At 61.4% G+C, this 11,921-nt stretch carries 11 protein-coding genes; 5 read left to right on the top strand and 6 right to left on the bottom strand.

All coding sequences use genetic code 11. The features are described from left to right. Positions 1-711 (top strand): ZIP family metal transporter (locus V7080_RS17160; RefSeq protein ID WP_334189614.1); only part of this gene is annotated, 711 nt, incomplete at its 5' end. Positions 712-895: 184 nt separating this feature from the next. Here V7080_RS17160 and V7080_RS17155 read toward each other — a convergent pair. From V7080_RS17155 to V7080_RS17145, 3 genes are all read right to left on the bottom strand, one after another. Further along, a complete protein-coding gene (locus tag V7080_RS17155; protein WP_334189613.1) occupies positions 896-1,750 on the bottom strand; it encodes a sulfurtransferase in 855 nt (284 codons plus the stop codon). An 8-nt stretch (positions 1,751-1,758) separates the two neighbouring features. Then, a complete protein-coding gene (locus tag V7080_RS17150) occupies positions 1,759-2,709 on the bottom strand; it encodes a DMT family transporter (RefSeq protein WP_334189612.1) in 951 nt (316 codons plus the stop codon). Positions 2,710-2,813: 104 nt separating this feature from the next. Further along, complete coding sequence (locus V7080_RS17145; RefSeq protein ID WP_334189611.1) at positions 2,814-3,914, bottom strand: aromatic ring-hydroxylating oxygenase subunit alpha; 1,101 nt, start codon at positions 3,912-3,914, stop codon at positions 2,814-2,816. Positions 3,915-4,230: 316 nt separating this feature from the next. On the opposite strand from V7080_RS17145, the gene V7080_RS17140 reads away from it, so the two are divergent. Genes V7080_RS17140 through folE2 form a run of 4 tightly spaced genes read left to right on the top strand, consistent with a single transcriptional unit; the run spans position 4,231 to position 8,121 of the window. Continuing rightward, a complete protein-coding gene (locus V7080_RS17140; RefSeq protein ID WP_334189610.1) occupies positions 4,231-4,497 on the top strand; it encodes an exodeoxyribonuclease VII small subunit in 267 nt (88 codons plus the stop codon). Then, positions 4,494-5,387, top strand: a complete 894-nt coding sequence (locus V7080_RS17135; protein ID WP_334189609.1) for a polyprenyl synthetase family protein — start codon at positions 4,494-4,496, stop codon at positions 5,385-5,387. Before V7080_RS17140 ends, V7080_RS17135 begins: the two co-directional genes overlap by 4 nt. A 7-nt stretch (positions 5,388-5,394) precedes the next feature. Continuing rightward, positions 5,395-7,260, top strand: a complete 1,866-nt coding sequence (gene dxs, locus V7080_RS17130) for a 1-deoxy-D-xylulose-5-phosphate synthase (protein WP_334189608.1) — start codon at positions 5,395-5,397, stop codon at positions 7,258-7,260. A 54-nt stretch (positions 7,261-7,314) separates the two neighbouring features. After that, positions 7,315-8,121, top strand: coding sequence for a GTP cyclohydrolase FolE2 (gene folE2, locus V7080_RS17125; RefSeq protein ID WP_334189607.1), 807 nt, complete (start codon positions 7,315-7,317; stop codon positions 8,119-8,121). Positions 8,122-8,197: 76 nt separating this feature from the next. On the opposite strand, the gene V7080_RS17120 is transcribed toward folE2, so the two are convergent. Genes V7080_RS17120 through V7080_RS17110 form a run of 3 tightly spaced genes read right to left on the bottom strand, consistent with a single transcriptional unit; the run spans position 8,198 to position 11,797 of the window. Further along, positions 8,198-8,944: an ABC transporter ATP-binding protein gene (locus V7080_RS17120; RefSeq protein WP_334189606.1), complete on the bottom strand. Its 747-nt coding sequence runs from the start codon at positions 8,942-8,944 to the stop codon at positions 8,198-8,200. A 16-nt stretch (positions 8,945-8,960) separates the two neighbouring features. Further along, entirely contained in the window at positions 8,961-10,742 is a 1,782-nt protein-coding gene (locus V7080_RS17115; protein ID WP_442947245.1) for a branched-chain amino acid ABC transporter ATP-binding protein/permease, read from the bottom strand. After that, on the bottom strand, positions 10,742-11,797 hold the full coding sequence (locus V7080_RS17110) for a branched-chain amino acid ABC transporter permease (protein WP_334189604.1): 1,056 nt from the start codon (positions 11,795-11,797) through the stop codon (positions 10,742-10,744). The genes V7080_RS17115 and V7080_RS17110 overlap by 1 nt, the downstream gene beginning before the upstream one ends. Between the last annotated feature and the right edge of the window lie 124 nt (positions 11,798-11,921).

Here is an 11,921-nt window from a genome sequence, read left to right as displayed (position 1 = left end):
GTGTTTTCCTTTACCGTACTGTCCAAAATGGTGGAGCGGATGGTCAGCCTGTCGGTCGGCATCCTGCTGTCGACCTCGTTGCTGCACGCACTGCCAGAAGCGTTCGAGTCGCAGGCAGATGCGCACGTCTTGTTCGCAGTGCTGCTCGGCGGCCTGCTGGCGTTCTTCCTGCTGGAAAAATTCGCGATCCTGCGGCATTCCCACCACTACGAAGGCGACGGTCACGGCCATGCGCACGGCCACGATGCGCATGAGGCCGGGAAATCCGGCTGGATGATCCTGGTAGGCGACGGTCTGCATAATTTTACCGATGGCGTCCTGATCGCGGCTGCTTTTCTCGCCGACCCAAGCCTTGGCCTGATTACCGGCGTGGCCATCATCGCGCATGAAATCCCGCAGGAAATCGGCGACTTCATCGTTCTGCTCAACGCCGGTTTTTCCCGTGCCCGCGCCTATGTCTACAACCTGCTATGCAGCCTGATGGGCGTGGTAGGCGGCCTGGTGGGTTACTTCACGCTGGAGCAGGCCAGCGAGTGGATTCCGTATGTGCTCGTCTTCGCGTCATCCGGCTTCATCTACATCGCCGTCAGCGACCTGATGCCGCAGATGCAGCGCCGGGCGACGATGCGTGAGACGATTCCGCAGATATTATTGATCGCGGTTGGCGTGACGATCGTGGTTTTTCTTACCAGCCAGTCGCACGGGCATTAGAGCTGTTGCATGCCTGGCCAGCGCGGAACGGCCCATTCCTTCTGAGAGGGGAAGCGTGCCAGGAATGCCATGATGAAATCCGGTTGGCAGGCTTTGCAAAAGCGATCGATTGATCGATTGCTTCCCGACTGCATTCCAGATCGGAAATCGAACGATTCGCGCAATGTCGCCGGCCGGATAGCCATCAATTCCCGGTCACGACCGGCCGCGACGGGTCGGCGCACCATTCGCTCCACGATCCCGGATACAGCGCAGCGCCCGGCAAACCGGCCACTTCCAGCGCGAGAAGATTGTGGCACGCTGTGGCGCCAGACCCGCATTGCATGATGGTGCTTTCCGGCGCATCGAACAATGCACCGAACTCGGTGCGCAGTTGCTGTGCCGTCTTGAAGCGCCCATCCGCTTGCAGGTTGTCCTTGAAGAAGCGGTTTTTCGCGCCGGGTATATGGCCGCCGACCGGGTCGAGCGTTTCGTTCTCGCCGCGGAACCGGTCCGGGGCGCGCGCATCAATGACGATGCGCTTGTTGCTGGACAGGTTTTCAATGACATCATCCACGCCGACGGTGGTGACGATGGAGGAGCGTAGTGTCGCATTGCCCCGCGGCCTGTTGAGCGGCTCGGTCGACAGTGAGTGGCCCTGCGCCTGCCATGCAGGCAAGCCGCCATCCAGCACCGCGACCGCCGCGTGTCCGGTCCAGCGCAGCATCCACCACAGGCGTGCCGCGAACATGCCGCCCTGCGCATCATAGACAACCACCTGCGAGTCGTCGTCAATGCCCCAGTCCCGCACTTTCTCCATGAAAGCTTCACGGCTCGGCAAAGGATGGCGACCCCGGAATTCGCCGTTCGGCCCCGGGCTTTTGTCCGACATGTCCGTGTCGAGGCTGGCAAAGGCCGCGCCCTGAATATGTCCGGCGGCATACGCCGCACGTCCGGCATCGGGATTGACGAGGTCGTGGCGGCAATCGATCACGACCCATTTCGGGTCGTCGAGGTGTGGCGCAAGATCGGCGGAAGACATCAGGGTGGTGTAGGGCATGTGGTTTCCTATACGTCGTTTGAGATCCGGTCGCCAGCCTGACCGGCGGTCTTCGTGGCCGGCGTTTTCTCCGGCGGAAGGGCATTGCGCGCATTGTAATAGGTGGCGGCAATGCCGCTGGCGAGGATCACGCCGATGCCGGTCCAGCCCAGCCAGCTCAACAGATCGCCCCAGATTAGAATGCCCCATATGCTGGAAAAGACGATGCCGGTGTATTGCAGGTTGGCGGTCACCAGGGTCTTGCCGAGTCGATAGGCGCGCGTCAGCGCCATCTGGGCGACGGTCGCGGTCACGCCGATGGCGAGCAGAAGCGCGATGCCGGTCGGCTCATGGCGGTGCCACGCCTCGCCGCTGTTACCCATGAAGCCGGGACCGGCGAGTGTGCCGAGCAATCCGGCAACCACCCCGGTCAATGAAAAATAAAATACCACCCGGTATTCCGGTTCGCCGAGCAGGCCGAGTTTGCGCACCTGCAGATAGGCAAGCGCCGACAGGATACCCGACGCAAGCCCCACCAGCGCGGCAAACCATTGGTCCGCCTGCATCGATGGCTGCAGCAGCATCGTCACGCCGATGAAACTCAAGCCGACCGCGGCGGTGAGGCCCCATTCGAAACGCTTTTCGCTTCGCCACCAGCCGAGCGTGAATAACATGGCCGCGATCCAGATCGGAGCCATGTAATTGAGCGTGATGGCGGTTGCCAGCGGAAGCTTTCCGATCGCATAGAACCAGAACCATAGTGCAGTGACGCCTACCGCGCCGCGCCAGAAATGATGCCAGGGCAGAGATGTCTTGAGCGTGCCGCCCTGCATCAGCGTCAGGCCATAAATGAAGATAACGCCGATGATGCCGCGATACATCACGATTTCGCCGGTGGAATAGGTATCGGACGCCAGCTTCACGCATACGCCCATGATGGAAAACATAAAGCTGGCGAACAGCATCCAGAGTGACTGCATGGGCTTGGAAAGTCGAGAGTGCGCCGGCGCGGATGCATCGGAAGCCGGTCGCAAAGATGATATTGAAAAATGGAAGGTGCGCAGACACCTTCCCGGACTGGGTGTCAGATGGCGATCTGCCGCCGGTACCATTCATGAAAATGCTGCATGCCGTCTTCCATCGGTGACTGGTACGGACCGACCTCGCTGGTGCCCCGTTCCATCAGGATGCGGCGACCGGCATCCATGCGCATGCCGATTTCATCGTCCTCGATGCAGGTTTCCATGTAAGCGTCGCGTTCCGCCTCGACGAACTCCCGCTCGAACAGGACAATTTCTTCGGGGTAGTAGAACTCCACCACGTTCAGCGTCTTCTGCGGACCTTTCGGCCACACCGTCGAAACCGCCAGCACATGCGGATACCACTCCACCATGATGTTCGGGTACAGCGTCAACCAGATTGCGCCGTAGGGCGGCGGCACGCCGTTGCGGAATTTGAGCACCTGCTCCTGCCATTTGCGGTACTTCGGCGTGCCCGAGCGCGACAGCGCGTGGTTCACGCCGACCGTCTGCACGCTGTAGCGGTCGCCGAATTCCCAGCGCAGGTCATTGCAGGTGACGAAGCTGCCCAGTCCCGGATGGAAAGGCTCGACGTGATAGTCCTCCAGGTAGACTTCGATGAAGGTCTTCCAGTTGTAATCGCACTCGTGCACTTCGACATGGTCGAGCAGGTAGCCGGTGAAGTCGAGATCCTTTGCGACGCCAAGTCCGGACATGATCCGTGCGACATCGACGCCGTTCCGTTCAAAGAGCAAGCCGTTCCAGCTTTGCAGCGGCGTCTTCGACAGGTTCAGGCACGGCGTCTCGCCGAAATGCGGTGCGCCGATCAGTTCCCCTTTGAGATCATAGGTCCAGCGATGCAGCGGGCAGACGATATTCTGCGCGTTGCCACGGCCATCGAGCATCTTGGCCTGGCGATGGCGGCACACGTTCGACAGCAATTCGATTCCCTGCGGATTGCGCACCAGCATGCGGCCTTCGTTTTCCCATGGCAATGTGGCATAGTCGCCTGCATTGGGCACCATGAGTTCATGGCCGGCGTAGCGCGGGCCCTGATGAAATAATTGCTTGATTTCCTTTTGCAACAGCACGTCGTCGAAGTAGACGTTGACCGGAAGTTGCGCGTTGGATCGCGCGAGCTTGGCAAGTTGAGCCAGATCGGACATCCCCACCCCCAAATTAATTTGCACCAACCTAAGAGAGAAAGAATCCGCAAAAACCTGTATACAAGAAAAAATGATACGGAAATTTTGGACAGAACGGCGGATTATACCCCACCCCTCACATTGTCACAGGAACAGTACTCCTCCTTGCGGATTGTCCATCCGGCAGGCGAAACGGCTGAGATCGCCGAGTGGCTCATTGAAAAATTGTCAATTCTGCCGTGCATAACTCCGCGCCAGCCCGCAATCCGATTGCCCTATCTCAACTCCATAAGATGGTTTGTTCTAAAATAAGCGGCTAAACTTCATCATGGCCAATATGTCAAAGAAAACCCCTTCCGCCGCCCAGCCCGCGTCGTTCGAAGAAGCGATGGCTGAGCTGGAACAGCTGGTCGCCCGGATGGAAGCAGGTGAGCTGCCGTTGGAAGCATCAGTCGCCGCCTACAAGCGTGGCTCCGAATTGGTCAAGTTCTGTACCGGACAACTCGATAAGGTCGAGAACCAGGTCAAAGTGCTGGAAGGCGATATGCTCAAGCCGTTTGCCGCACATTCCGATGACGACGCCGGCGACGAGGCCGACGAATGACCGTACAGCCGGCGTTTCTCGACTGGATGAAAAGCGTCCAGTCGGCAATGGAGGAGGCACTCGGCGCCATGCTGCCGGACCAGCGCGACACGCCGCATCGGCTGCATGAGGCGATGCGCTACGCAGCTCTCGACGGCGGCAAGCGGGTCAGGCCGCTCTTGGTATGTGCAGCCGGTGAGTTGTTCGGCGCCAGCAGGGAAGATCTGATGCGCGCCGCATCCGCGGTGGAAATGATTCACGTGTATTCACTGGTGCATGACGACATGCCATGCATGGATGACGACGCGCTGCGGCGCGGCAAGCCGACCGTGCATGTGAAGTACGACGACGCCACGGCCCTGCTGGTCGGCGATGCGTTGCAAACGCAGGCGTTCCTGGTCCTGTCGGAAGGCGAGGGCGATGCTGCACGCAAGCTGTCCATGGTCCGGATCCTGGCCGAAGCAGCCGGTTCTGTGGGCATGTGCGGCGGCCAGGCGATCGACCTCGACAGTGTCGGTGTGCGCCTGACCCGGCCCGAACTGGAGCAGATGCATCGCATGAAAACCGGCGCGCTGTTGCGTGCGGCGGTGTTGCTGGGCGCCGTATGCGGCAAGGCGCTGTCGGAGGCCGAGCGCGCATCGCTGGAAGCGTATGCGGATGCGGTCGGACTGGCGTTCCAGGTTGTCGACGACGTTCTGGACGCGACCGCCGATTCGGCCACGTTGGGCAAGACCGCGGGCAAGGATGCGGCGGATAACAAGCCGACATATGTATCGATTCTCGGCTTGGAAGAGTCGCGGAATCTGGCGGAAAAATTACGCAATGACGCCCACCGGGCGCTCATGCCGTTCGAACAAGAAGCACGGCGCTTACGCGATCTCGCGGACTTCATCGTGCAGCGGAAGGCTTAGTATGAGCATGAATTTATTGAAGAAAATCGATCTACCGGCCGACCTGCGCAAGCTCCCGCGCACGCAGCTCAAGCCGCTGGCCGATGAACTGCGCGCCTACCTGCTCGACTCGGTGTCGAAGACCGGCGGGCATCTGTCGTCCAACCTCGGCACGGTGGAGCTGACCATCGCGCTGCACTATGTATTCAATACGCCGGAAGATCGCATCGTCTGGGATGTCGGACACCAGACTTATCCGCACAAGATCCTGACCGGCCGGCGCGACCGCATGAACACCCTGCGCCAGCTCAACGGCATCTCCGGTTTTCCGCGCCGCATCGAGAGCGAGTACGACACCTTTGGCACCGCGCACTCATCGACATCGATCTCCGCGGCGCTCGGCATGGCGCTGGCGGCCCGGACCAAGGGCGAGACCCGGCATGCGATCGCCGTCATCGGTGACGGCGCGATGACCGCCGGCATGGCCTTCGAAGCGATGAACAACGCCGGTGTCTATAACGACATCAACCTGCTGGTCATCCTCAACGACAACGACATGTCGATCTCGCCGCCGGTCGGTGCGCTCAACCGCTATCTCGCGCGCCTGATGTCGGGCAAGTTCTATGCGGCGGCCAAGAATGTCGGCAAGTCGGTGCTGCCCGGCCCGATGCTGGAGCTGGCCAAGCGCTTCGAGGAACATGCGAAAGGCATGGTGGTGCCGGCCACGATGTTCGAGGAATTCGGCTTCAACTACATCGGTCCCATCGATGGCCATGACCTCGACTCATTAGTGCCGACCCTGCAGAACCTGAAGAATCTGAAAGGGCCGCAGTTCCTGCACGTGGTGACCAAGAAGGGACAGGGCTACAAGCTGGCCGAAGCCGATCCCGTGCTTTACCACGGGCCTGGCAAGTTCAACCCGGCCGAAGGTATCAAGCCCGCCGCCGCCGGCAAGCAGACCTATACCCAGGTGTTCGGCAATTGGCTGTGCGACATGGCGGCGCAGGACAGGCGGCTGGTCGGCATCACGCCCGCGATGCGGGAAGGTTCCGGCATGGTGGAGTTCGAGCAGCGCTTCCCGGACCGCTATTACGATGTCGGCATTGCCGAACAGCATGCGGTCACGTTCGCCGCGGGCCTCGCCTGCGAAGGCCTGAAGCCGGTTCTTGCGATCTACTCGACGTTCCTGCAGCGCGGCTACGATCAATTGATCCATGATGTCGCCCTGCAGAATCTTGATGTCACCTTCGCGCTCGACCGTTCCGGCCTGGTCGGCGCCGACGGCGCGACGCATGCGGGCAATTACGACATTGCGTATTTGCGCTGCATCCCCAATATGGTTGTCATGGCGGCCTCGGATGAAAACGAGTGCCGTCAGATGCTCTCCACGGCTTTCCAATATAATGGCCCTGCCGCTGTACGGTACCCGCGCGGCGCCGGCATCGGCGCTGCGATCGAGCCGGAATTGCGCACCCTGCCGATCGGTCGGGGCGAGATCCGGAAAGAGGGCAAGGAGATTGCCATTCTTGCATTCGGCACGATGCTGGCGCCGAGCCTGACGGCAGCGGAAGAACTGAACGCGACGGTGGCGAACATGCGCTTCGTCAAGCCGCTGGACGTGGAACTGGTCAAGCGGCTGGCGCAGACGCACGATGCCCTCGTTACCGTGGAAGAAGGCGCGATCATGGGCGGCGCCGGTTCGGCAGTCGCCGAGGCACTGGCGGAAGCCGGCATCGTGAAGCCGATCCTGCACCTGGGGCTGCCGGACCGTTTCATCGATCACGGCGATACGGCGCAGTTGCTTGCCGGATGCGGCCTGGATGCCAAGGGCATTGCGGCATCGATACGGCAACGCTTCGGCAAGGGCGAACCCCGGCTCGTGGTCAACAACTGACAAGAAACCCGGCAGCCGCATGAGTCGGCGCGACAACCTGAATAAGGCATATACATGAATACCCGCGATCTGAACCTGACCACCATTCCCGATGTGCAAAGCACTGCCGATACCCGCCGGATTGCGATCCAGCGCGTCGGCGTCAAGGGAGTGCGTTATCCGGTCACGATCAAGACCGCGGCGGGCGTGCAGCCGACCGTGGGTACATGGAACATGTATGTGCATCTCCCCGACGACCAGAAGGGCACGCACATGTCGCGCTTCATCGGTCTGCTGGAAGACAACCGCACGCCGCTCGATGTCGGCATGTTCAGCAAGCTGATGCACCGGATGGTGGAACTGCTCGAGGCCGATTCCGGCCGTGTCGAATTATCGTTCCCGTATTTCATCAACAAGATCGCGCCGGTGTCCGGCGTCGAGAGCCTGATGGATTATGAAGTCGGTTTCACGGGTGAAATCAAGGACGGCAAACTCGAAGTCACGCTGAAGGTGCTGGTGCCGGTCACGAGCCTGTGCCCGTGCTCGAAAAAGATTTCCGCCTACGGGGCGCACAACCAGCGTTCGCACATCACCGTCCATGCCTTGCTGGCCGATGAGATGCCGGTGGATGACTTGATTGCCCGGATCGAGGCGCAGGCTTCCTGTGAATTGTATGGATTGCTGAAGCGGCCGGATGAGAAGTATGTGACCGAGCGCGCGTATGACAATCCGAAGTTCGTCGAGGACCTGGTGCGCGATGTGGCCGGCATGCTGAATGCCGATGCGCGTATCGCTGCCTACACACTGGAGGCGGAGAACTTCGAGTCGATCCACAATCACTCGGCTTATGCGGTGATTGAGAAGGACAAGCGGGTGAAGTAAGCGGAACAGGCCGCCAATGAAAAAGCGACGCGATGCGTCGCTTTTTTTATGCTCCGAGCCGTCTCGAAGGGGTTTGCTAGGCCACCTTCTTCGCCAACCCCAGATACGTATCGATCACCTTCGGATCATTCGCCAGATCGGATGCGCGGCCCTCAAGCGCAACGTCGCCGGTTTCCAGCACATATGCGTAATCGGCAACCTGCAATGCGGCGCGGGCATTCTGCTCGACGAGCAGGATCGCCACGCCGGTCTGCTTCAGGCCGACGATGATGTGGAAAATCTCTTTCACGATCAGCGGCGCAAGACCGAGGCTGGGCTCGTCCAGCATCAACAGCTGCGGCTTCGCCATCAATGCGCGCCCGATGGCGAGCATCTGCCGCTCTCCGCCGGACAGCGTGCCCGCCTCCTGCCTGCGCCGCTCCTTCAGGCGCGGAAAGAGACCGAACACGACATCCAGCTGGTCTGCGTGGTTCTTGTCCCCTGCGCGGTAGCGGCGATAGGCGCCAAGACGCAGGTTGTCCTCCACCGTCATGCTGGAAAACAGTTCGCGCTTTTCCGGCACCAGTGACATGCCTTGCGCAACCCGCGCTTCGATCGCGACGCCGCGCATGTCATGACCGAGAAGACGGATGTCCCCGCGCAGGGTGCCGCTGGCCGGCATCGCATCGGCGATCGCATTGAGCATGGTGGATTTGCCGGCGCCGTTGGGGCCGATGACGGTGACGATCTGGCCGGCGCCGACGGTGAGGTTGGCGCCGTGCAGCGCCTCCACCTTGCCGTAGGCCACATGCAGATCCCTGACTTCCAATACCGGTGTGGACATGATGTTTTCCTTCATTTCATTCGACGCCGCCGAGATAGGCTTCCAGCACCGCCGGGTCCTGCTGCACATCGGCCGGCAGGCCTGATGCAATCTTGGTGCCGAATTCCATCACCACCAGCCGGTCGGTCAGGTTCATCACGAAATCCATGTCGTGCTCCACCAGCAGGATGGTCATGCCTTCGCCCTTGAGCTTTCGCAGCAGATCGGCCAGCGCCTGCTTTTCCTTGTAACGCAAGCCGGCGGCCGGTTCGTCGAGCAGCAGGAGTGTCGGGTCACAGCACAGCGCGCGGGCGATCTCCAGGATACGCTGCTGGCCCAGCGCCAGGCTGCCGGCTTCCTCGTACAGCATGTTGCCCAGCCCGACGCGCTCGAGCTGTTTCTTCGCCTCGAACAGGAGCGACTGTTCCTCGGTCTTGTTTGCGCGGACGATGCTGGTGAAGATGCCTGCCACATCGCCATGCGTGCCGCGCAGATGGGCGCCGATGGCGACGTTTTCGAGCACCGTCATGGTCGGCATGAGCCGCACATGCTGGAAGGTGCGGGCGATGCCGTGGCGGACAATGCGGCGCGAGGGCAGGCCATCGATGCGGGTCAGCTCGCCGTTGACCAGGAAGCGGATCTCGCCTTTGGTCAGCGGCAGCACGCCGGTGACCAGGTTGAACATGGTGGACTTGCCGGCGCCGTTGGGGCCGATCAAACCCATGATCTCGCCGGCCTTGACATCGAACTGCATGTCGTTCACCGCGACCAGGCCGCCGAACTCCTTGCGTGCCCGGTTGATCTGCAGGACGGTGGCACCCGGGGCGTGCTTCGCGCGCATGGGCAGCGCCGGGGCCGAGGCAGGCGCCACTGCATCCGGCTTGCTCGGAAACCACTGCCGTATGAACGGCCAGATGCCTTCGCGTGCACGCTGCAGAAGCACGACCAGCATGATGCCGAATACGATGATCTCGAAATTGCCGTTGGCGCCCAGCAGGGCCGGAAGGATTTGCTGGAGCTGGTCTTTCAGCAGCGTCAGCAGCGTTGCGCCGAGGATCGCTCCCCATACGTAGCCGGCGCCACCCACCACCGCCATGAACAGGTATTCGATGCCGGCGTTCAGGCCGAAGGGGGTCGGATTCACCGCCCGTTGCAGATGGGCATACAGCCAGCCGGACAGGCAGGCGAGCAGCGCGGCGAACACGAAGATCACGATCTTCATCCAGGTGGTGTTCACGCCCATCGCCTCGGCCATCACGCCGCCGCCCTTGAGCGCCCTGATGGCCCGGCCCGGCCTGGAATTGAGCAGGTTCTTGATGGCCAGCAGCGACAGGATCACCGTCAGCCAGATCAATGCATACATCTCCCGGCCGAGGTCGAGCGTGAACGAGAAGATCGTCACGGGTGGAATGCCGGTCAGGCCGTCGTACTTGCCGAGGAATTCGAGGTTGCCGAAGACATAGTACAGCGACAGGCCCCAGGCGATGGTGCCGAGCGGCAGGAAGTGACCGGACAGCCGCATCGTGATCGCGCCGATAAAGAAGGCAGCGGCGGCAGTGATGGCGATGCCTGCCAGCAGTCCGACCCATGGCGAGATGCCAAGCTGCGATGTCAGGTAGGCAGTGGAATAGGCGCCGATGCCGACGAAGGCCGCCTGGCCGAACGACGTCAGGCCGCCGACGCCGGTCAGCAGGACCAGCCCCAGCGCGACAATCGAGTAGAGGCCGATATAGTTGGCCAGCGTGATCCAAAAGGCGGGCGTGGGCAGGATGGGCAGCAGCGCCATGAAGGCGATGAAGGCCAGGAAATAGATGCGCATCATTCCTCTCCCTCGTCGTTATGGCTGGATCGCAGGGAGCGCCACAGCAAGACCGGAATGATGAGGGTAAACACGATCACTTCCTTGAATGCGCTGGCCCAGAACGAGGAATAAGACTCCAGCAGGCCGACCAGAACCGCGCCAGCTGCCGCTACCGGATAGCTTGCCAGCCCGCCGATGATCGCACCGACAAAGCCTTTCAGACCGATCAGGAAGCCGCTGTCGTAATAGATGGTGGTCAGCGGCGCGATCAGCACGCCGCACAGCGCACCCATGGCCGCAGCCACCGTGAATGCAAGCCGGCCTGCCTGCGCCGTGCCGATGCCGACCAGCCGCGCACCGAGGCGGTTGACGGCGGTGGCGCGCAATGCCTTGCCGGACAGCGTGCGTTCGAAGTACAGGTAGAGTGCGGCGATGAGTGCCAGCGACACGCCGATGACCACGATGCTCTGGCCGGAAATCGCCATCGCGCCGGCTTCAAAACGTGCATCGGAAAACGGTGCCGTACGCGATCCTTCCGCGCCGAAGATGACGAGGCCCATGCCCATCAGTGCGAAATGCACGCCGACCGAGACGATCAGGAGGATCAGGGTGCTGGCTTCGGCCAGGGGCTGGAATGCGAGGCGGTAGACCATCGGGCCCATCGGCACCACGATCGCCAGGGTCAGCAGCACCTGCATTGCCATCGGCAGCTTCGGACCGGCGAATGTCTTGGTGACGGCGAAGATGGCCAGGGGCAGCACGACGAAGGCCAGCAGCGCGAGCGGAATGCTGCGTGCTGCGGTGCGGCGGCGTTCGGCCGTACGCATGACGAAATAGGTTTCCTGAATAAACGTGACGATACCCAGCGCGACCAGCAATGTCGCCGACTGGGGGAAGGTATTCGATTGCATGGCGGCGAGCGTCAGTGCGCCGAACGCGACGAATTCGCCTTGTGGAATGAAGATGACACGGGTGACTGAAAACACCAGCACCAATGCCAGCGACAGCAGTGCGTAGATGGCGCCGCTCGTTATACCGTCCTGTGCAAGGATGGCTGCAATCGATAGATCCATTCTGGGTCCCGGCAAATGAATTCAACAAGAGGGTATAACAAAACACGGGCGGCGCACATGATTTGCGGTATGCGCCGGCCTCCGGCGTCATGCGCCTGAAAAAAGGGGAGTGCGATCACTCCCC

This window comes from Noviherbaspirillum sp., from assembly GCF_036846085.1.
Lineage (GTDB): Bacteria > Pseudomonadota > Gammaproteobacteria > Burkholderiales > Burkholderiaceae_D > Noviherbaspirillum.
Note: the sequence above shows the minus strand (reverse complement) of the source record. Positions and strands in the feature narration are given on the sequence as shown.

Coding starts and splice junctions, on each gene's coding strand:
- V7080_RS17155 (WP_334189613.1), bottom strand. CDS start 1,750: ATGCCCTACACCACCCTGATGTCTTCCGCCGATCTTGCGCCACACCTC.
- V7080_RS17120 (WP_334189606.1), bottom strand. CDS start 8,944: ATGTCCACACCGGTATTGGAAGTCAGGGATCTGCATGTGGCCTACGGC.
- V7080_RS17140 (WP_334189610.1), top strand. CDS start 4,231: ATGTCAAAGAAAACCCCTTCCGCCGCCCAGCCCGCGTCGTTCGAAGAA.
- V7080_RS17145 (WP_334189611.1), bottom strand. CDS start 3,914: ATGTCCGATCTGGCTCAACTTGCCAAGCTCGCGCGATCCAACGCGCAA.
- folE2 (WP_334189607.1), top strand. CDS start 7,315: ATGAATACCCGCGATCTGAACCTGACCACCATTCCCGATGTGCAAAGC.
- V7080_RS17115 (WP_442947245.1), bottom strand. CDS start 10,742: ATGCGCATCTATTTCCTGGCCTTCATCGCCTTCATGGCGCTGCTGCCC.
- V7080_RS17150 (WP_334189612.1), bottom strand. CDS start 2,709: ATGCAGTCACTCTGGATGCTGTTCGCCAGCTTTATGTTTTCCATCATG.
- V7080_RS17135 (WP_334189609.1), top strand. CDS start 4,494: ATGACCGTACAGCCGGCGTTTCTCGACTGGATGAAAAGCGTCCAGTCG.
- dxs (WP_334189608.1), top strand. CDS start 5,395: ATGAATTTATTGAAGAAAATCGATCTACCGGCCGACCTGCGCAAGCTC.
- V7080_RS17110 (WP_334189604.1), bottom strand. CDS start 11,797: ATGGATCTATCGATTGCAGCCATCCTTGCACAGGACGGTATAACGAGC.